General features: G+C 55.2%; 19 protein-coding genes. 16 read left to right on the plus strand and 3 right to left on the minus strand.

The annotated features are described in order from the left end of the window. The first annotated feature begins 32 nt into the window (after positions 1-32). Entirely contained in the window at positions 33-608 is a 576-nt protein-coding gene (locus AVO41_RS07615; RefSeq protein ID WP_068585132.1) for a chemotaxis protein CheW, read from the plus strand. A gap of 134 nt (positions 609-742) precedes the next feature. Here the strand turns inward: AVO41_RS07615 and AVO41_RS07620 are convergent, their stop codons facing one another. Next, entirely contained in the window at positions 743-1,345 is a 603-nt protein-coding gene (locus AVO41_RS07620) for a hypothetical protein (RefSeq protein ID WP_068585134.1), read from the minus strand. Between the two features lie 270 nt (positions 1,346-1,615). On the opposite strand from AVO41_RS07620, the gene lgt reads away from it, so the two are divergent. From lgt to AVO41_RS07640, 4 genes are all read left to right on the plus strand, one after another. Beyond that, positions 1,616-2,437 (plus strand): prolipoprotein diacylglyceryl transferase, encoded by an 822-nt coding sequence (gene lgt / locus AVO41_RS07625; protein ID WP_068585137.1) that lies wholly within the window; start codon positions 1,616-1,618, stop codon positions 2,435-2,437. Continuing rightward, positions 2,434-3,267 (plus strand): thymidylate synthase, encoded by an 834-nt coding sequence (locus tag AVO41_RS07630; protein WP_068585140.1) that lies wholly within the window; start codon positions 2,434-2,436, stop codon positions 3,265-3,267. Before lgt ends, AVO41_RS07630 begins: the two co-directional genes overlap by 4 nt. Next, positions 3,264-3,833, plus strand: a complete 570-nt coding sequence (gene folA / locus AVO41_RS07635; protein WP_201022866.1) for a type 3 dihydrofolate reductase — start codon at positions 3,264-3,266, stop codon at positions 3,831-3,833. Before AVO41_RS07630 ends, folA begins: the two co-directional genes overlap by 4 nt. Positions 3,834-4,094: 261 nt before the next feature. Continuing rightward, the gene (locus AVO41_RS07640) at positions 4,095-6,557 is read left to right on the plus strand and encodes a methyl-accepting chemotaxis protein (RefSeq protein WP_068585143.1); all 2,463 of its coding nucleotides are present in this window, start codon (positions 4,095-4,097) and stop codon (positions 6,555-6,557) included. 535 nt (positions 6,558-7,092) lie between these two features. Here the strand turns inward: AVO41_RS07640 and AVO41_RS07645 are convergent. Both AVO41_RS07645 and AVO41_RS07650 read right to left on the minus strand, forming a co-directional pair. Then, complete coding sequence (locus tag AVO41_RS07645; protein ID WP_068585145.1) at positions 7,093-7,899, minus strand: metal ABC transporter permease; 807 nt, start codon at positions 7,897-7,899, stop codon at positions 7,093-7,095. Continuing rightward, positions 7,896-8,663, minus strand: coding sequence for an ATP-binding cassette domain-containing protein (locus AVO41_RS07650; RefSeq protein WP_068585147.1), 768 nt, complete (start codon positions 8,661-8,663; stop codon positions 7,896-7,898). The genes AVO41_RS07645 and AVO41_RS07650 overlap by 4 nt, the downstream gene beginning before the upstream one ends. A 48-nt stretch (positions 8,664-8,711) precedes the next feature. Between AVO41_RS07650 and AVO41_RS07655 the strand changes: the two genes are divergently transcribed. The 11 genes from AVO41_RS07655 to ftsA all read left to right on the plus strand — a co-directional run bounded on the left by AVO41_RS07655 (position 8,712) and on the right by ftsA (position 20,443). Beyond that, positions 8,712-9,653, plus strand: coding sequence for a metal ABC transporter solute-binding protein, Zn/Mn family (locus tag AVO41_RS07655; RefSeq protein WP_082676645.1), 942 nt, complete (start codon positions 8,712-8,714; stop codon positions 9,651-9,653). Next, complete coding sequence (locus AVO41_RS07660) at positions 9,650-10,399, plus strand: hypothetical protein (RefSeq protein WP_068585152.1); 750 nt, start codon at positions 9,650-9,652, stop codon at positions 10,397-10,399. The genes AVO41_RS07655 and AVO41_RS07660 overlap by 4 nt, the downstream gene beginning before the upstream one ends. Before the next feature lie 77 nt (positions 10,400-10,476). Beyond that, complete coding sequence (sufB, locus tag AVO41_RS07665; RefSeq protein ID WP_068585154.1) at positions 10,477-11,946, plus strand: Fe-S cluster assembly protein SufB; 1,470 nt, start codon at positions 10,477-10,479, stop codon at positions 11,944-11,946. Between the two features lie 82 nt (positions 11,947-12,028). Beyond that, positions 12,029-12,796 (plus strand): Fe-S cluster assembly ATPase SufC, encoded by a 768-nt coding sequence (gene sufC / locus AVO41_RS07670; RefSeq protein ID WP_068585157.1) that lies wholly within the window; start codon positions 12,029-12,031, stop codon positions 12,794-12,796. 12 nt (positions 12,797-12,808) lie between these two features. Continuing rightward, on the plus strand, positions 12,809-14,275 hold the full coding sequence (locus tag AVO41_RS07675; RefSeq protein WP_068585161.1) for a SufD family Fe-S cluster assembly protein: 1,467 nt from the start codon (positions 12,809-12,811) through the stop codon (positions 14,273-14,275). Then, positions 14,272-15,498 carry an aminotransferase class V-fold PLP-dependent enzyme gene (locus AVO41_RS07680; protein WP_068585164.1) on the plus strand — a complete coding sequence of 409 codons (1,227 nt, stop codon included), beginning with the start codon at positions 14,272-14,274 and terminating at the stop codon, positions 15,496-15,498. The genes AVO41_RS07675 and AVO41_RS07680 overlap by 4 nt, the downstream gene beginning before the upstream one ends. Positions 15,499-15,537: 39 nt before the next feature. Beyond that, positions 15,538-15,963, plus strand: a complete 426-nt coding sequence (locus tag AVO41_RS07685) for a hypothetical protein (RefSeq protein ID WP_068585167.1) — start codon at positions 15,538-15,540, stop codon at positions 15,961-15,963. A gap of 46 nt (positions 15,964-16,009) precedes the next feature. Next, on the plus strand, positions 16,010-17,431 hold the full coding sequence (gene murC, locus AVO41_RS07690) for a UDP-N-acetylmuramate--L-alanine ligase (RefSeq protein WP_068585171.1): 1,422 nt from the start codon (positions 16,010-16,012) through the stop codon (positions 17,429-17,431). Beyond that, a complete protein-coding gene (locus AVO41_RS07695; protein WP_068585174.1) occupies positions 17,428-18,390 on the plus strand; it encodes a D-alanine--D-alanine ligase in 963 nt (320 codons plus the stop codon). The genes murC and AVO41_RS07695 overlap by 4 nt, the downstream gene beginning before the upstream one ends. Beyond that, positions 18,387-19,109, plus strand: a complete 723-nt coding sequence (locus AVO41_RS07700) for a cell division protein FtsQ/DivIB (RefSeq protein WP_068585177.1) — start codon at positions 18,387-18,389, stop codon at positions 19,107-19,109. The genes AVO41_RS07695 and AVO41_RS07700 overlap by 4 nt, the downstream gene beginning before the upstream one ends. A gap of 80 nt (positions 19,110-19,189) precedes the next feature. After that, positions 19,190-20,443 carry a cell division protein FtsA gene (gene ftsA, locus AVO41_RS07705; protein ID WP_068585180.1) on the plus strand — a complete coding sequence of 418 codons (1,254 nt, stop codon included), beginning with the start codon at positions 19,190-19,192 and terminating at the stop codon, positions 20,441-20,443. Positions 20,444-20,579 lie beyond the last annotated feature (136 nt).

A 20,579-nucleotide genomic window follows, 5' to 3' on the forward strand; every position in this document is an offset into this window, starting at 1 on the left:
CAAACAGACAATGATTATCAGGGGAAGGCATCATGAGTGCGGAACCACAGCAGCAACACGACGAAAAGCAGGTTGAAGAAAAGGTGCTCAACATCGCCAGCGATGACATGGAACAGTACCTGTCCTTTATCCTGGGCGATGAAATTTATGGCATCGACATCCTGCGTATCCAGGAAATTCGCGGCTGGGAAAATGCGACCCCTCTGCCTAATGTGCCGCATTACGTCAAAGGCGTCATCAACATGCGTGGTGCGGTGGTGCCGATCATCGACCTGCGTGAACGCTTCAATTTTCAGAATGTGACCTATGACGATTCGACGGTTGTGATCATTACCAAATTTCATACCGAAGATGAAAACGGCGGTTTTAAGGAAAAAACCGTGGGCTTGGTCGTGGATGGTGTCAGTGACGTGGAAGATGTGGATCCGACCACACTGCAGAAAACGCCGAGCTTTGACACGGGCGCGGACCGCATTGATGATGAATTCATCAAGGGCTTGGCAGTGGTGGAACAGGCCGAAGTTCAGCAGATGTTGATTGTGCTGAATGTGGATGTGATGCTGGCCGACGGGGTGTTTGATCAGTTGAAGGCCATGGGGCAATCCTGAGGACTGAGGACTGAAATCGTTTTTTACCAGGCCTGGTGAAAACCGGGTCTTTCAGGTCTTTCAAGTGAACCCGATCATAAAAAAGGCGCCGAATTCGGCGCCTTTTTGCGTTGCGGTCGGAGAAACCTCAAGGTTCAGCGTCCCATCATGCCCTGCAGTTGTTGACGCAGTGATTGCAGCTCTTTGATTTGACGCTGCATAGTGGCCATCAGCTGCTTGCTTTTGGGGGCCATTTCGGTCATGACATTGCGGACCTGTGTCTGCAGGTTGTTGGACATTTTCTGCACTTCCGGGTCCTGAAACGCTTGCTGTTGCTTTTGCTGAAAGGTTCGCTGGCGTTTCTGATAAGCCTGAATGGCTTCCTGGCTGGGTTTCTGGCCACTGTTCTGGTATTTGGCCACCATGTCATTGAGCGCTTTCATTTCCTGCTCGGCATCATAGCCGCCGGTATTCATTTTTTCAGCGATCTTGTCCTGCAAAGCCTGACGCTTTTTCTGCAGTTCGGGCGTTTGTTCATAGGCCTGTTGCTGATAGGTTTGCAGTTGTTGCTGGGTCTGTTGCAACTGCTGCTGGGTCTGTTGCATTTTCTGCAGTAATTGTTGCTGTTCCTGGGTCAACTGTGGCTGTCCCTGTCCGGCAGCCTGGCCCATGCCCGGCTGTGCCTGGGCGCTGGTCATGGATAAAACCAGCGCGACCGCAGCAAACAGTTGAGTCAGGTGTGACGATTGTTTCGACATGTTGATTGTCCTTTTGGTTGGTGACGTTGGCTCTGTGGCGAGCTTGTTCAGGTCTGCCGCCGCACGGCTGACTGTATAAAGAATCGTTTGCACCCTAGCACATTATCCGGTACCCATCAAATCATGGGCCTTGCCTTCAAATTGTTTCAATCTTTTTGTCGCGAGCGTGTATGCGCTCGTTTGGGTTGCCTGTGATGGGCAAAGCACGCATAATGTGGCTTTTGTTGAGTCGCGTGGTGGAGAGTGGCGGTGTTAGCAGATGCGCAGGAGATGACGGAGGCCGACGCCTTCTGGACGTACCCGCAGATTGACCCGATTGCCCTCGATTTGGGGGTGGTGCAACTGCACTGGTATGGTCTGATGTACTTGTTTGGCTTTGCTTTTTTCTGGTTGTTCGGTCGTTATCTGGCTCATCGCGACGCACATTGGTCGAAAGCCCTGGTGGATGATTTCCTGTTTTATGGTGCACTCGGTGTGATGCTTGGAGGGCGCCTGGGCTATATCCTGTTTTACGATCTTGCGCATTACCTCGATCAACCATTGGACGTGTTCAAGGTCTGGCAGGGCGGCATGTCGTTTCATGGCGGGATGCTGGGGGTGATCCTGGCCATGTTGTGGTTCGCACGCTACCGTATGCGGGTCTCGCCTTTGGTGGTGTCGGATTTTGTCGTGGTGTTGGTGCCCATGGGGTTGTTTTTTGGCCGGCTCGGTAACTTCATTAATGGCGAACTCTGGGGGGCGGTGACCCAATCCCCTCTGGGGATGCGCGTGTTTGACCCGGCGTTGAATCAATGGGTGTTGCGCTACCCGACCCAGTTGCTGGAAGCTTTGTTGGAAGGCCTGGTGCTGTTTGCGCTGCTGCTGATTTATCATTTCAGGCGGCCGCCGTTGGGTGCGGTGTCCGGTGCCTTTCTCGTAGGGTATGGCGTTTTCCGGTTCCTGGTCGAGTTCTGGCGCGTCCCCGATGCACAGCTGGGGTATCTGGCATGGGGTTGGGTCACCATGGGGCAGGTACTGTCACTGCCTATGATTCTGGCTGGGCTGGGATTGTGGCTCTGGTCATATCGTCAACGGAAAGGACATCAAGCATGAAGCAGTATTTACAACTGTTGGAACACATTCTCGAAAACGGCGTGGACAAAGGCGACCGAACCGGCACGGGCACTCGTTCGGTGTTTGGTTATCAGATGCGGTTTGATCTGAGTGAGGGCTTTCCGTTGGTGACCACCAAAAAAGTGCATCTGAAATCGATTATTCATGAGCTGTTGTGGTTTCTTCAGGGCGACACCAATAACGCTTACCTGAAAGAGCATGGCGTGCGCATCTGGGACGAGTGGGCGTTGGATAACGGTGATCTGGGGCCCATTTACGGCAAGCAATGGGTTGCCTGGGAAACCCCCAGTGGTGAGCAGATCAATCAGATCCAGACCATTATCGACACGCTCAAACAAAACCCCAACAGTCGGCGGATGCTGGTGTCGGCATGGAACCCCGCCGATTTGCCGGACGAACGTTACAGCCCCCAGGAAAATGTGGCGATGGGCAAAATGGCTCTGGCCACCTGTCATGCGTTTTTTCAGTTTTATGTGGCCGATGGCCGCCTGTCCTGTCAGCTCTATCAGCGCAGCGCCGATACCTTTCTTGGCGTGCCATTCAATATTGCCAGTTATGCGTTGCTGACGCATATGATCGCCCAGCAGACCGGCTTGAAAGTCGGTGATTTTGTCTGGACAGGCGGTGATGTGCACCTCTACCAGAACACGATTGAGCAGGCACGGCTTCAACTGACGCGGCAACCCTATCCGCTGCCGGAGTTGCTGATTAAGCGTCAGCCCCCCAGTATTTTCGATTATCGATATGACGATTTTGAAGTCGTCAATTATCAATCGCACCCTCACATCAAAGCTCAGGTGTCGGTATGACCGAACAGACATTGGAATCCGCCGCCGAAGGGCTAAACATTGCCATGATTGCCGCCATGGATTGCCATCGTCTGATTGGTCGGGACAACCAGATGCCCTGGCATTTGCCCGATGACTTCAAGCATTTCAAGGCGCACACCTTAAACAAGCCGGTGATCATGGGACGCAAAACGTTTGAATCGATCGGTCAGCGCCCTTTGCCCAAACGCCTGAATATTGTGGTGTCGCGTCAGCCCAGAGCGACGGAGAGCATGGATGCGTCCCTGCGATCCTCCGACACCGGATTGGTGTTTGTCACATCGCCTCAAGCGGCGCTGGCAAAGGTTCGGCAAGCCTATGCGCAGCCGCCTGAGATCATGATCATGGGTGGTGGCGAGCTGTATCGGCAGTTTCTGCCGGTGGCGCAGCGACTTTATGTCACCTGGGTGGACACGGAAATCGACGGTGACGCGGCCTTTCCTGAGTGGAACCCAGCCGACTGGGAAGAAACTTATCGGGCGCACCATGCCGCCGATGCGCGCCACGCCTTTGCGTTCGATTATGTGACCTACGAGCGCCGCCACTGAAGGCGTCTAGTCACTTTTACGAAATATTAACCGGCCTCACACCGGGATAAAAAACTTCAATCCGTTGACAAGACTATTTTCTATAGAATGCCCATCGTAGAAGCAAGCTTTACCAATGGCTAGACAGCCTTTCGGTACGGTTTTTGCTGCCACTGTCACAAAAATATCAATACCCATTTCAACGCTATGATGACTTCGAATAAGATGACGAAGCGCAAGGCGGTGAAAATGAGTGGCCAAATCGAGAGGAAGGATCGTCTCATGGGAATCAAAACCCGCATGTTCATCGGTGTCTTCGGGGCACTGTTTTTTCTGTTGACCTCAAATCTGATTGCGCAGTATGTGTTTGACCAAAGCAGTCAGACCATCAACCGCATTGTTAATGAGACCCAGGTGAAAGTGGCTCTGCTCAATGAGCTGAAAAACCTGACCGACGAGCGGGCCGTTCTTTCGCGGGATTTGGTGATTACCGAGGATGAGGCTTTCCTGGAACGGGCCGATGCACGCCTCAAGGAAACCGCCAAAGAAATCGGAGCGGTATTCGAGCAGTTGGAAGCCATGCCCTTGGACAAAAAAGAGCAGGCATACTTTGATGCCATTCGGGAAAACGTGGTGTCGGCCAACCGGGCGTTTGGCAGTTTTAAAATGATGGCGGACGAACAGTTTTATGAAGACGCCGTGGACATTTTGATTGGTGAATTCGGTCAGAAGTATCAGGCGTTTACCGACATCGTGCAAAACTTTCAGGCTTATGAGCAGGCTCAGAATGCCAAAGCGGCTCAGGAGCTGAGAGAACAGGAAAAATTTGCCGTGACCACCATGTGGTCGGTGCTGCTGGTGAGTGTGGTTTTGTTCTCCGTGGCCGGGTTCTTTGTGGCACGCAGCTTTATGAAGCCGATTGAAGCCATGCGTGAAACCATGCTCAAAATCCGCGAGACGGGTGAGCTTAATCATCGTGTCGCGGTGCTGTCCAAAGATGAATTGGGTGAAACTTCCAAGGCCATCAACGGTCTTCTGTCCACCATTCACGATGCCATCGATGACGTCAATGGCGTCATGAAAGACGTGTCAAACGGGGAGTTTGGCAACACCATCGAAAAAGAATACCAGGGTGATTTCTCCACGTTGAAGCAAGGGGTCAATGAATCGGTGGAGCAGGTGCACTCCATGATTCAGATCCTGACCGAAACCGCCTACAACCTGCGAAACGGCCAGTTCAAGATGGAAAACAACGACGCTGTGAATTTCAGTGGGGAATACGAGCGCGTGATGACCGATCTGTCGGTGGCAATGGAGCGGCTTGATAACAGTGTTCAGGACATTGCCAAAACCTTGAAAGCCCTGTCACGTGGGGACTTCTCACGCCGCGTGACTGCTGAGGCGCGAGGCGAGTTGGTTACCTTGAAGGAAGCCATCAATGAAACGCTGGAAGGGTTGGAGTCATTCGTAGAAGACGTGGCCACGGTACAGACGCAGATCAGTGAAGGCGATCTGACCCACCGGGTACAAGGCAACTACCACGGCAAAATGGCGGTGTTGAAAGACTCTCTGAATTCGTCAACTCTGAATATGTCTGACATGATCGGTAAAGTCGGGGCCGTGACGCGTACGGTGGCGGATGAGGCGCGTAGCATTGCCGATGGCAGTGAGTCCATCTCCGAGCGCATTCAGCAACAGACGCACGCGTTGGAAGAAACCGCCCAACAAATGGCGTCGATGACGGACACGGTGAAAAAGAACGCTGAAAGTGCCAATCACGCCAATGAGGTGACGCAAACCGCGCAAAACAAACTGGCCGAAGGTGGTCAAGTCATGCAAAAAGCACTGGCGTCCATGGATCGCATGAGCGAAGCCAGTCAGAAGATCAATGACATCATCACCTTGATTGACGGCATTGCGTTCCAGACGAACCTGCTGGCGCTGAATGCGGCGGTGGAAGCGGCACGCGCCGGTGAACACGGCCGTGGATTTGCGGTGGTCGCCGGGGAGGTCCGCAGTCTGGCCGGTAAATCTTCCGATGCGGCGGCCGACATCAAAAAACTGATTGAAAACTCCGTGGCGATCAGCGACGAGTCGGGGCGTTATGTGCGCGAAACCAGCGACGTGCTTCAGGAAATTCATGCATCAATGGACGAAATTTCCGAGCGGGTGTCAACCATTGCCACCGCCACCAATGAGCAGTCAGTGGGCATTGACTCGGTGAGTCAGTCGGTCTCGGAAATGGAAAATTCCACCCAGCAGAACGCCGGTCTGGTGGAAGAAGCGGCCGCGGGCAGTCAGGATCTGTTGCATCAGGCCTCCGACCTGTTGGAGCTGGTCAGCGAGTTTCAGATTGATCAGGCCACACAGACGCGTACGCTCAAAGCCAAATCCTCTCAGCAGGCGCAGGAATTCGACAAAATGGTCCAGGCCCACCTGGCGTGGAAAGCCAAAATCCGGGCATTCGTGGACGGCATGGACATTGGGGTGACGTATGAAGCCGCGACCGATCCGACCGCCTGTGTGCTGGGCAAATGGTATTACGGCGAAGGTCAGAAATACGCGGACATGCCCACCATGCAAAAGCTGGGCGAAGAACATGCTCAGATGCATGCGGCGATTAAAAAAGTCATGGATGCCAAGGCCATTGACGACACGGAAACCGTGGATGACGGTCTGGCCCAAGTTGATCGCCAGTCGGATGAAGTGGTGGCGCTCTTGTATCAGCTGATGGACGAGGTCTAAGGGTCGACCGCCCATTATGAAGCCGAAACGCCTGTTTTTTGACCAGGCCTGGTCAAAAACATTGTCCCCCTGAGCGCAGCCGAAGGGTCTTTAAAGACGGAGCTGGACGCCAAAGCACCCTCCGGCTGCGGTCGGGATGACAGGCGTTTCGTGTTTTCGCCAGGGTTTTTGACTGGCTTCAACTGAATGCTTCAGCAAGCCCCGACGTGTTCATTTTTTACTTGTGTAAAAAACGAACCAAAAAAGCACACCCGGCACACGCTTTCTGTGCATTCTAAGCCCTGCCACAGGGCCCTTGCGAACTCGCTTCGCTCAAACAGGCGCAAGGGACATTTCCTGTGGCAGGTCTAAGAAGCACGACGAAATCTTTGTGATGGGAACTTGCCCAGGCATTGCTTGTGGCACGATTGGTTATGAACCGTTTTGTTTGTTCTGGTTGAAAAACAACCAGGCCTGGTCAAAAAGGGGTTTCAGTTTGATCTGTTGGACGGGTTCTTATTAACCTGAAGAACAACAGATCAATATTCGAGCCGGATCAATGGGCGCGTTTGAGCAGGCTTGTCAGGAACAAAACTGTGGCCGCGGCCACAATGGCCGGGCCGGTGGGTAAATCCCATAAAAAAGAGGCCAGCAGGCCGCCCAGCACACTAATCACACCCAGGAGCATGGCGCCAGTCAGCATGGTTTCCGGCGAGCGGGCAAAACGCCGGGCACTGGCGGCCGGCATAATCAGTAATGAAGTGATGAGCAGAACCCCGACCACTTTGATGGCGAGGCCGATCAGAATGGCCAGTAATAGCAGATAGTGGCGTTGCAAAGCGCGCGTATCAATCCCTTCAATCTGGGCCAAATCGCTGTTGAGTGTCAGGTTCAGCATGTCAGACCAGTGACGCCAGACAAACCGCCCGATCCACAGCCCCAGAATTAGAATCCCGACCAGCTCGCCCGTTTGCAGACTGAGAATGTCGCCAAACAGGTAGGCCATGAGGTCGATTTGAGTCGGTTGCTGCAGACTGATCAAAATCAGCGCCAGCGCCAGTGAAGCGTGAGCGAAAATCCCCAGAAGTGTGTCACTGGGTAATCGGGTATGTCGGCTGAGCCAATCAATGCTCAGGGCGGCCAGAATCGACACGGCAATCACTGCCAGTGTCAGGTCCAGCTGCCACCACAACCCCAGGCTGACACCGAGCAGCGCGGAATGAGCCAGTGCGGCACCAAAGTAGGATTGTTTTTGCCAGACCACAAACACGCCCAGTGGTGCCGCGATCACAGCCAGCAAAAGACCGCCCGCGAAGGCATACAACAAAAAGTCAGGTAAGGTTAAAAGACTGTCCAGGCTCATGATGACGTTGATTCCTGTGTCGGATGCACGTGTTCGCAGGCCTCGGAATGATGGTGTTCGTAGAGAGCCAGTTGCTCAAACCCGTCACCGAACAGCGTTTTGAAGGCATCGGTGCCGGAGATGGTTTGTGGGTGGCCCTGACAGCAGATGTGCTGGTTCAGACAGAGCACGCGGTGAGTGTCCTTCATCACGATATGCAGGTCATGACTGACCATTAGAATGCCGCAATGATGGCGCAGGCGAACGGCATTGATGTATTCGTACAATTCGGTCTGACCCTGCAGATCAACGCCCTGAACGGGCTCGTCCAGCACCAATAAATCCGGCGACTTCAGTAAAGCTCTCGCCAGCAATACCCGTTGCATTTCTCCGCCGGAAATTTTCTGCACCGGCCGTTTCATCAAACCGCCCAGCGTCAGCTCCTCGGCGACCGCTTCCAGTTTTGTGATAAACTCTGACCGCTTTTCATGGCGCGGTCGAGCTAAGCTCAGAAAGCGCGTCACGCTTAAGGGCAGGCTGTCGTCGATTTGAATTTTCTGGGGCATGAAACCCACGCGCAGGCCAGGCTTGCGTTGAATCCGGCCTTGCGTTGGCTGCATCAAGCCCAGCAATAATTTAAGCAGCGTGGATTTGCCAGCGCCATTGGGGCCGATCAACGTCAGGATTTCATCCGGATACAAACTCAATGACACATTGGACAGTACGTCCTGATCGTCAAAGCGGTGGCTGATATTGTGAGCTTCGATAAGTGGCGTGGTATTCATTGATTGGATTTTAGTGGATATGAGTGCGCTTTGGTAGAGGAGAAAAGTATGAAACGCAGAAGCCTTTGGTGGATCGGCGTGTTAATGTGGTGGGTGAGTCAGCCACTCTGGGCCAAAACCGTGGTGGTGACGTTGCCCCCGCTGGGTGCGCTGATCGCTCCGTTTTTGGATGATAATGACCGGTTGGTGGTGCTCTTAAACCAAGGGGCTTCGCCCCATGGCTTTGAGTTTCGGCCCTCGCAGCGTATGGCTGTGTCTGAGGCCGATGTGCTGGTGTCGGTGGGCACCCCGGTGGATGTCTGGGCCAATGACGCGTTTGCGCAGGCACACGACCAGGGCGCTCAATGGGTGCGAATGACGGACTCAGCCTCGGTTTTTTATCCGAAGCGAGGCTTGCTGGAAACCTCGCCGCAGGCCGCACACGACCATCATGATCACCACCATCATGAAGGCGAGGACGATGGCCATATCTGGCTGTCTCCCACCAATGCATCGGCGTTTTTAAACGCCTTTGCCAAGCATTGGTCGGTCAACACGCCCCAAGCCACCGCGCAGAGACTTGAAACCAGCCTGGCCGCGTTGTCGAGCCAGGTCGACGCATTAGCGCGGCAGTTGTCTCCGGTCTCGGAGCGCCCCTACCTGGTGTTACACGACGCCTACCAGTATTTTGAAAAGCATTTTAACCTGAATTATCAGGGCGCGATTCAACTGTCTCCCATGATTCGTCCCGGGGTTCGGCATGTGCTCGAGTTGCGTGAAAAAATTGCATCGAACGGCATTCAGTGTGTATTCAAAGACCCGCAGTTTCCGCAACGTCAGGTGGCTTACGTGGTGAAGGATCTGTCGGTTCGCATCGGCACGCTCGACCCTTTAGGCCATACGCTTTGGCCGGATGCCGAAGCGATTCGCGCTGATGAGGCCACGTTGCCTTATGCCCGGTTTTTACAAGCGCTGGCCGATGGTTATACGCAGTGTCTGGCACCGACATGACCCCTATTTGGCTGAACGGGCTGCCCGGAGCAGGCAAAACGCGCTGGCGTCAGGCGGCAGTGGCTGACGGCCTAAAGTGGATTGAGCTGAGTCAGCCGGCTGTGCCGTCCACGCTGAGACCGGATGAACTTATTTTTTGCGTGGTGGATGCAAGGGCCGAGCCCCCAGCGCCTCATTCACTGGCGGATCAGTGGCTGAGGGCGGATCTGTCGGTGGCGCGAGGCGTGATTATGAGTTTTGCCGAGCAGGCAGACCTGATGCAGCAGCAACGCTGGCAGGCCTGGTTAAAAACCACAAGCGCTGACTCCTTGCCGCGTCATTGGTGGCTGTCTCAGACGCCTCCTTCATCCCGATGGCTTCTGCAGTGGTTGGAGGCGGCTGATAAGGCGGCCACCCCCGAGGACCATTCGCTCTGGCAGGCGCAGCGTGAGCGTTGGCAATCGACCTGGCGAGTCGAGGCGTGGTCGCTTTCCTCAATCAATGCTCAGCCCAATGCTCAATGGACGCTGGAAGGGCTTCTGGCTGGGCTGGATGCAGCGCGGCACAATCTGTGCATGTGCCTGCTGAGAGTGGAAGGGGAGATCAACACGGTTGAATACGATAACCGGGTGGCGATTGAAGGTGATTATCAGCGCGTTGTCCCTTATGCCGCCGATTCCGAGTCGCCGGAAAGCTGGTTGCGTGTGTCGGGCATGGATCTGGATCATGCCTGGCTGGCGGAGTTGATCCGCGGCTGTGTGGTTTGATAAGCAGGATTCATCATAGACAGTTTGGCAATTTCTGACTAAAATAGTCAGAAATTAATGACAACCAGAGACTTCGCATGACAGAAGCGACCCAATATCAGGAAATCAATGACCTGCTGAGTAAGAATCAGCACTACAAAGAAGGTTTCTATACTCAAACCGCGGTGGAAACGTTTGAAAAGGGCCTGAATGAAACGGTGATCCGTGCGATTTCGGCCAAGAAGAACGAACCCCAGTGGATGTTGGATTTTCGTCTGAAAGCGTTTGAGCATTGGAAGAAAATGCCCGAGCCGCACTGGGCCAAAGCCGAGTATGAGCCGCTGGATTACCAGGATTACAGCTACTACTCCGCACCTGAGTGCAATCAATGCGCGGTGGACGAGGACGAGCCAGTGGAAGAGGGCATTGACCCGGAAGTGGCCAAAGCGTTCGCAGCCCTGGGTGTGCCGCTGGATGGCAGCGGTGAGAGTGATGTGGCCGTCGATGCCATTTTTGACTCGGTGTCGGTGTCCACAACCAAGCGCGAAGAATTGTCCAAATTGGGCATTATTTTCTGCTCCTTTTCAGAAGCGGTGCAGGAATACCCGGAGTTGGTGCAGCAATATTTGGGCACCGTGGTGCCACATCACGACAATTATTTTGCGGCATTGAATTCGGCGGTGGCATCAGACGGCACCTTTGTCTACGTGCCCGAAGGGGTGCGCTGCCCGGTGGATCTTTCCACCTATTTCCGCATCAATGAAGCCAAAACCGGTCAGTTCGAGCGGACGATTTTGATTGCCGAGAAAGGCAGTTATGTGAGCTATCTGGAAGGCTGTTCGGCGCCGGTACGCGATACGTATCAGCTGCATGCGGCCGTGGTGGAAGTCATCGTGCACGAACGGGCCGAGGTGAAGTATTCCACCGTGCAGAACTGGTACCCCGGCGATGAAGACTGCGAGGGAGGCATTCTTAATTTTGTCACCAAGCGCGGTGTGTGCGAGGGCGATCATGCCAAACTGTCCTGGACCCAGGCCGAAACCGGCTCGGCCATCACCTGGAAATACCCCAGCTGCGTTCTGAAAGGGGATCACTCCATCGGTGAATTTTATTCAGTGGCCTTGACCAACCGCCGACAGCAGGCCGATACCGGCACCAAAATGATTCACCTGGGCAAAAACACCCGCAGCACGATTATTTCCAAAGGGTTGTCAGCGGGGCACTCCGACAACACCTATCGTGGGTTGGTGCGCATTCTGCCCGGTGCCGACAATGCGCGTAATTTTACACAGTGTGATTCCATGCTGATCGGCAACCAGTGCGGCGCGCACACCTTCCCGTACATCGAGGTGGAAAACCCATCGGCGCAAATGGAACATGAGGCGACGACCTCCCGCATCGGAGAAGATCAGCTGTTTTATTGTCAGCAACGCGGCATCAGTGAGCAGGACGCGATTTCCATGATCGTGAATGGTTTCTGTAAAGACGTGTTCAGCGAGTTGCCGCTTGAGTTCGCCCAGGAAGCCGAAGAACTTTTGGCCGTGAGTCTGGAAGGGTCTGTCGGCTAAACCGTATCCGGTCCGATTCAGAGGTAAACGTTTAGGCCAAACCCATTTTTAACCAGGCCTGGTTAATTCAGAGAGAGACGTTATGTTATTGAATGTTGAAAATCTTCACGCAGAGGTGGCCGAGGGCGGCCAGCCGATTCTTAAGGGCTTGAACCTGCAGGTAGAGCCGGGCGAAGTCCACGCGATCATGGGGCCGAACGGGGCCGGAAAAAGCACGCTTTCCAGTGTGCTGGCCGGGCGCGATGACTATGAAGTCACGGACGGGTCGGCTCAGTTTGACGGCGAGGACCTGTTGGAGATGGACCCGGAGGAACGGGCACGCAAAGGGGTGTTTCTGGCGTTTCAGTACCCGGTTGAAATCCCGGGGGTCAGTAACAAACTGTTTATGCAGACCGCGGTCAATGCGGTGCGCGAAGAGCGCGGGCAGGCCCCGCTGGATATGTTTGATTTTGATGAATACGCCCAGTCGAAGATGTCGACCTTGAATATGCGCCCGGATCTGCTGGAACGTTCCGTCAATGTCGGCTTCTCCGGCGGCGAGAAAAAACGCAATGATATGTACCAGATGGCGTTGTTGGAACCCAAGCTTTGCATTATGGATGAGACCGATTCCGGCCTCGACATCGATGCGTTGAAGGTGGTGGCCAAAGGGGTCAATGCGTTGCGTTCGCCTGAGCGCAGTTTTCTGGTGGTGACGCACTATCAGCGTCTGCTTGATTATATCAAACCGGATGTGGTGCATGTGCTGTATGACGGAAAGATTGTGAAGTCCGGCGGGTTTGAGCTGGTGGAAAAACTCGAAAACGAAGGCTACGATCAAATTATTCAGTCTCATGAAACCGGTCAATAATCAGGCATTGCTATGACAGAACGTAATCAGGTAACGACGCTTCCGAAAATGCCGCCCAATGCGCGTGCACTCCTGGAAGCACTGGAGCAAGAAAGCCAGGCGTTAAATCAGCGCGACCAGGCGGATCCGGCCCGCGAAAAATTGGTGGCGCGCCGTATCGCCGCTGCGGAGCAGCTGCGTCAAACCGGCTGGCCCACTCGAAAACACGAAAACTGGCATTACACCGGCTTGACTCCGCTGTTTGAATCCTCTTTTTCTTTGGCCGCGACCCCGAACAATGATCAGGACCCGGCAGACGTGGCCGGTTTGAGCGACGCCGCCCTGACCCCTTACCTGCCGCCGTTTGAAACCATTCGGCTGGTGTTTGTGGATGGGGTGTTTTCCGAATCGCTGTCCGGCGGTCTGGATGCGATTGATGACGACCTGTCGATTGAGATGGCCGACGCCGATGCCATTCAGTCCATGACACTGGCTGATTTACGACGCTATCAGGGCGTGCAGGACGGCACACGCAATGCCGCACGTCCGGTGGCACCGTCGGATGCGCCCAGTGTGGACGATGTGTTTGTGCACATTAATGAAATGTGTCTGGATCAGGGGCTGACCATCCGCCTGGCGCCGAATAAAGTGCTCGCCCGTCCGTTGCAGATTTTACAACTGGTGACCCAAAACGATGCCCTGGTCAATCTGCGCGTTCGGTTTGAGTTGGGCCATCACGCCCAGATGAGCTGGTTGAATCAGTGCGCGTGTCTGGATGATGCGGCACGCAGCTGGGTGAACCGTCTGCAACAGGTGTCTCTGGCAGATGGCGCGGTGGCGCGCCAGGTCGACTGGCAGGGATTGAATGACCAAAGCTTTCTTTCAAGCATGACGTATGTGGATCAGGCGCCGCATTCCCAATGGCAGAATCATGCTTTGGCACTGGGCGCGCGCTGGTCTCGGCAGCAGTCTTATGTCTGTCTCAACGGCGAAGGCGCGGATGCCGAGCAGAATACGCTGGCCTGGGTGCGCGGCCAGCAATTGACCGATGCGCGAACCGAGACCCAGCACGGTGCGGCTCATTGCACCAGCCGTCAATTGCATAAGTTCGTGGTTCAGGATCAGGGCCGCGGGGTGTTTAACGGTATGATCGGGGTCGCCAAGGCCGCGCAAAAAACCGACGGGCAGATGGACAATAAAAATCTGTTGCTGTCGCCCAAAGCCAAAATGGATACCAAGCCTCAGTTGGAAATTTACGCCGACGATGTGGCCTGTTCGCATGGCTGTGCCTCGGGAGAAATCGATGCCAACCAGATTTTCTATGCGCAAGCACGGGGGATTAAGCACGATGAGGCGGTTCGAATGATCACGCAGGCGTTCTTGCTGGAACCTTTGGAATCGATTGCGCACGACAGCTTGCGTCAATGGCTGCACGATGATCTGTCAAAGCGTCTGGTCGCTTTGCCCAGCCTGCAACATCAGCGGGATGAAAATGCATGAGTGAGTCCTTTGACATCCAACGCATTCGGTCCCAGTTTCCGATTCTGGCTCAGACCGAAAATGGTCACCCGCTGATTTACCTGGACAGTGGGGCCACCACGCAAAAGCCGCAAAGCGTGATTGATGCGGTGGCGCAATATTATCGCCACGACAACGCCAACGTTCACCGTGGGGTCTATGCGTTAAGCGAGCGGGCGACCGAGGCGTATGAGGGTGTGCGAGACCGAGTGGTCGACTTTGTTCATGCGTCGTCGCGCAAGGAGGTGGTGTTTGTGCGCGGCGCCACCGAGGCGATTAATCTGGTCGCCCAAAGTTACGGACGGGCGTTTTTGCAGGCCGGGGATGAAGTGCTGATCACCGAGCTGGAGCACCATTCCAATATTGTTCCCTGGCAGTTTCTGCGGGACCAGATCGGCATTAAGCTGGTGGTGGTACCAATCAATGAACGCGGTGAAGTGCCGCTGGCGGATTATGAAGCCGCTTTGTCAGAGCGAACGAAACTGGTGGCGATTTCACATATGTCCAATGCGCTGGGCACCATTAATGATGTGGCCGCCATGACGCGTCTGGCCAAACAGAAAGGCGCGCAGGTGCTGGTGGATGGTGCCCAGGCGATTGCTCATTTGCCTGTCGATGTGCAAGCGATTGGTTGCGATTTTTATGTGTTTTCCGGGCATAAAATGTATGGCCCCACCGGCGTAGGCGTGCTCTGGGCCAGAGAAGCGCTATTGGATCGCATGCCGCCCTATCAGGGCGGGGGGGACATGATCCACACTGTGACGTTTGAGAAGACCGAATACAATGAACTGCCCTATAAGTTTGAAGCCGGGACGCCAAATATCGCCGGTGTGGTCGGGTTGGGCGCCGCCATTGCGTTTGTCGAGTCTTTGGAGCGCGAAGCGATTGAGGCTTACGAACAGCGTCTGCTGAGCTATGCCACCCAACAGTTGCAAAGGTTACCAGGCCTGGTGATTATCGGGCAGGCCCAGCATAAAGCGGCCGTGATTTCGTTTGTGATAGAGGGGGCGCACCCGCATGATTTGGCAACCTTGATGGATCAGGATGGGGTCGCCGTGCGTGCCAGTCACCATTGCGCACAGCCGGTGATGCAGAAGTTTCAGGTGCCGGCCACTGTCCGTGCTTCCTTTGGGGTGTATAACTCGTTCGAGGACGTGGACCGATTGGTGGCCTCTGTGCAGGAAGCGGTGGATATGTTACTCTGAAGGCGTCTTTTTCATGCGTAACCGAAGGCGGACCCCAACGTGAGCAACTCTTCCAAATCGGCATTTTCCAGCCCAGATGACATCATCGAAACCCAGGCAGACCAGTCGGCGCCGGATCAGTTCAGTCCGGTCGACGCGACCCCGTCAGGCAAGCCTCCGCTGGAATGGATTCGCCTGGAATTGCACCCTTTGCCGGGCACGGACCATGAACAGAAAGTGGTCTTCTGGAACCCCGATACGCAGGAGCTGGTCGGCAATGGGGCTGACACCGTGGCCGATCTGGCCGCCCAGGCCAAAACGGATGGCCACATCCAGAGCCCCAGCCTGAATCATATGGAAATGACCGATCCTTTGAGCAAACCGTCGGAACTGGCGGCGGTGCTGGCCCAGCATTATTGGGTGATTCCTGAGCCGGTTGCCCAGCCGGGTGAGGCGGCCAGCGCTGAATCGGGTACCTTGCACTGACGGGTTTTGTTTCGCTACCGCTCCAAAACGCGGTATCATACGCCGCATGAAAGACCAAGTTCAACACATTCATTTTGTCGGAATCGGTGGTGTCGGTATGGCCGGCATTGCCGAGGTCTGTCTGAACCTCGGGTTTAGCATTACCGGTTCCGATCTGCGCCGCAATGCCACGGTCCAGCGACTGCAATCGCTGGGCGCCGAGATTCATATTGGCCACAGTGCCCGTCATGTCAAAGCCACCGATGTGGTGGTGGTCTCCACCGCGGTGTCGGACGACAACCCTGAAGTGGTGTTTGCGCGTGAAAGCCGTATCCCCGTGATTCCACGCGCTGCGATGCTGGCCGAGCTGATGCGCATGCGTTTTGGCATCGCCATTGCCGGTACCCATGGCAAAACCACCACCACCAGTCTGGCGGCGGCCATTCTCACGCATGGCGGTCTGGACCCAACCTTTGTGATTGGCGGCAAGCTCAATCAGGTGGACTCCAATGCGCGCCTGGGCAGCAGTCAGTATCTGGTCGCCGAAGCGGATGAGTCCGACGCCTCTTTTTTGCATCTGTCACCCATGATGTCGGTGGTCACCAACATCGATCAGGATCACATGGATACCTATCAAGGCGATTATAAGTTCCTTGAAAACAGCTTTATTGAATTTGTGCATCGCCTGCCTTTTTACGGTTTGGCGATCGTCTGTCTGGAAGACCCGAATGTGCGGGACATGCTGCCGAAACTGTCGCGCAAGGTGCGCACTTATGGGTTTGAATCGATCGCTGACATTCAGGCATTGAATCTGAAAGCCGACGGTCTGCGCATGCATTTCGAGGTCAAGGCGCTGGATTACCCACCGTTTGCCGTGACCTTGAAGCAGCCCGGCACCCATAATGTTCTCAATGCGCTGGCGGCCATCGGCATTGCGTTGGAGCTGAATGTGTCGATCGAAGCCATTCAGGCGGCCCTTGCTGAGTTCGGCGGGGTGGGGCGACGGTTTGAAGTGTATGATCAGCGTGGCATTGGCGGCCATCGTCTGACGCTGGTGGACGATTACGGTCATCATCCGACCGAACTGCAGGCCACGTTGCAGACCGCGCGCGATGCCTTTCCCAATCAGCGGTTGGTTCTGGTGTTTCAGCCCCATCGCTATACCCGGACCCGTGACCTGTTCGATGATTTTGTTCAGGCGTTGATCAAAGCCGATCTGGTGATCTTGCTGGATGTCTATGCCGCGGGTGAAACCCCGCTTCCGGCGTTTGACGCCAAATCATTGTTGCGCGCCATGCGCCTGCGGGGCCATACCGAAAACCTGCATGCACAGGACGAGACACAGCTGAATGAGTTGGCGCCCAGCGTTCTGGCCGATGAGGATGTGGTGTTGATGATGGGGGCGGGTGACATCGGGCAAATGGCTCGTCACTGGGCCGAAAGCGCCTGGAGTGAGGGCACCGGTCAGCAGGAGCGTTTGCCCGTATGAAGCCTGACATAACGTTTGAACGACCGTCTGTGCAGTCACTGGGGCGGGTTGCGGTCTTAATGGGAGGCGTCTCGGCCGAAAGAGCGGTGTCCCTTCGCAGTGGTCAAGCGGTGGCGGCCGCATTAAAGTCCATTGGGGTCAATGCCGAAGCCGTGGATGTGCAGACGGTGGAAGAGGTGTTGGCGGTCACACGCGATTTTGATCGTGCGTTTGTGGCCCTGCACGGTCGTTGGGGCGAAGACGGCGGTGTGCAGGCCATTCTGGATGCACAGGGGTTTCCCTACACCGGCAGTGGCATGGCCGCCAGTGCGCTGGCCATGGACAAAGTCCGTACCAAACGTGTCTGGCAGGGCATGGGTCTGCCAACCCCGGCGTTTCAATCTCTTGGCCCCTCTCAGTCGCTTTCGACCGTGACCTTGCCCCAAACCTTCCCGCTTATCATCAAGCCAAGTCATGAAGGCTCAAGCATTGGCATGCAAAAAGTGGACACCGCCGACACCCTGGACCAGGCCGTGGCCGATGCCCAGGCACTGGACTCGGAAATCCTGATTGAGCAGTGGGTGACCGGGCGGGAATTTACAGCCGCGGTGGTGGGCACCACAGTGCTGCCGTTGATTGAACTGAAAACCGATCATGCTTTTTATGATTATGACGCCAAATATGCCTCCAACACCACACAATACATTTGTCCGGTCGATTTATCACCAGGCCTGGTAAAAACCTTGAGTGAATTGGTGTATCAGGCGTTTGAGGCCGTGGGCGCCCGTCACTGGGGACGGGTTGATTTCATGCTGGATGAAAGGCTTAATCCCTGGTTGATCGAAGTCAACACCGCGCCGGGTATGACGGACCATTCTCTGGTGCCGATGGCTGCTAAAGAAGCGGGGCTGACGTTCCCCGATCTGGTGTGTCATTTGTTGGGCATGACTTTGCCGACCGCGTCAGAGGCGCCGGCATGACAAGGCGTTCGCTGCTGCTCTCGATTCTCAGTTTGTTGGGCACGGTCTTGCTGGTGATTTGGTTTTTTTCCGGCAAGACCTTATCCAAAGTGTCTTATCAGGCTGCGTTTGAACGTGTGAATCAGGAAACCGTGGCTGACCGAGTTGCCCCGTTTCTGGGTCAGCCGTTCTGGGAGGCCGATCTCGAATCGCTGCATGCACGTCTGCTGCAATTAGAGTGGGTGCACCGGGCCAGAGTGACTCGGCGCTGGCCCAACCAACTGCGCATTCGGCTGGAAGAGCAAACTCCGGTGGCGCGTTGGGGCGAGCAGGCGCTGCTGAATCAGTTCGGTGATATTTTCTACCCCACCGATATTCAACCGTTTGATGCGTATGTGCGTCTGGACGGCCCTGCCGTACGCGCCAAACTGGTATTGAAGCGCCTTGGGCAGTTACAATCGCGGTTGCAGGCACTTGACTGGCGAATTTCAGGGTTGACGATGCTGCCTGACGGGGTGTTTCAGGTGGACTTGGAGCAGAAACGGCGTCTGCTCTTGCCCGAAGACAATCAGGCGGCGGTTTTGGAACGCTTTATACGAAGTTATCCACGGATCCAGTCCGACCTTAGAAAGTTCGCACAGGTGTTTGATTTGCGCTATAGTAACGGTTTTGTAATCCGCAAAAACACAGAGCCTGACGCATCGAACCAGGCGCCCCCAATGAATGAAAACAACCCGTAAACCGGATCTTTTGCGCGGAAAAGGATTCAAACCGTGCCTGTGAGTGTTAACACAGGTACCTGATCAGGAAGAAGAGGCACATGGCGAGAAAGCAAGCAATGTCAGAAACCAATATTGTCATCGGTTTGGACATCGGTACCTCCAAAATTGCGGCCATCATCGGCAAAGTGAAATCGGATGGTGACATCGAAGTCGTGGGCATGGGCACGCACCCCTCGCGCGGTTTGAAAAAAGGGGTCGTGGTCAACATTGATGCCACGGTGGATTCGATTCAGCGCGCCATTGACGAGGCGGAGCGGATGTCTGGCGTGAAAGCGCATTCGGTGTCCGTCGGGATTGCCGGCAGTCACATCGGCAGCTTTAACTCCAATGGGATGGTCGCCATTCGTAACCAGGAAGTACAGACCGAGGATGTGAGCCGTGTGCTGGAAGCGGCCCAGACCATTGCCATCCCGGGCGATCAGGAAGTGCTGCACATTCTGGCACAGGAGTTTATGATCGACAATCAGGGCGGCATTCGTGAGCCGGTGGGCATGTCGGGGGTGCGTCTGGAAGCCCGCGTTCACATGGTGACCGGCTCGGTGAGTGCGGCACAAAACATCACCAAATGCGTTGAGCGCTGTTCGCTGAAGGTCGATAACCTGATTCTAGAGCAGCTGGCTTCGTCCGAAGCGGTGCTGTCGGAAGATGAAAAAGAACTGGGCGTCTGTCTGGTGGACATCGGTGGCGGCACCACAGACATTGCCGTGTTCCAGAATGGTGCCATTCGTCATACCGCTGTGATTCCGGTTGCGGGCGATCAGGTCACCAACGACATTGCCATGGCCTTGAGAACCCCGAAACAGGCGGCCGAGGACATTAAAAAGAACCACGCCTGTGCGTTGGCGCAACTCATTGCCAAGGACGAAGAAATTGAAGTCCCCAGTGTGGGCGACCGTCCGGCACGTTGTTTGTCCCGCCATACGCTGGTGGAAGTGATTGAGCCGCGTTATGAAGAATTGTTTCAACTGGTTCAGGCAGAATTGCGCCGCACTGATTTTGAAAACAAGATTGCCGCGGGCATTGTTCTGACCGGGGGCAGCAGCCTGATCGAAGGTGCGGTCGAACTGGCGGAAGAAGTCTTCCACATGCCCGTGCGGCTGGGCACGCCTCAGCACGTCAGCGGCCTCAAGGAAGAAGTGGCCAGTCCAGCGTTTGCAACCACGGTCGGTTTGCTGATGTATGCGCGTGAGCACCCCAGCCAGGTCAGTGAGGTGAGCGCCCCCAGTGAAGCCGGGGAAACGCGTGGGTCTGTTCTGGCACGCATGAAACAGTGGTTCAGTCAGAATTTTTAAAAAACGGCCCGTGTGGCATGGCGTCGGTTGGGCGCATGTTTATTCAGGGCTGTGCTAGAATACAGCTTTTTGACAGCCTTGGGTGTGCGCATCCGTGTTGCCACCGCGTCAGGCTCGCCCCAATTTATTGAAAGAC

Source organism: Thiomicrospira sp. WB1 (assembly GCF_001507535.1).
Lineage (GTDB): Bacteria > Pseudomonadota > Gammaproteobacteria > Thiomicrospirales > Thiomicrospiraceae > Hydrogenovibrio.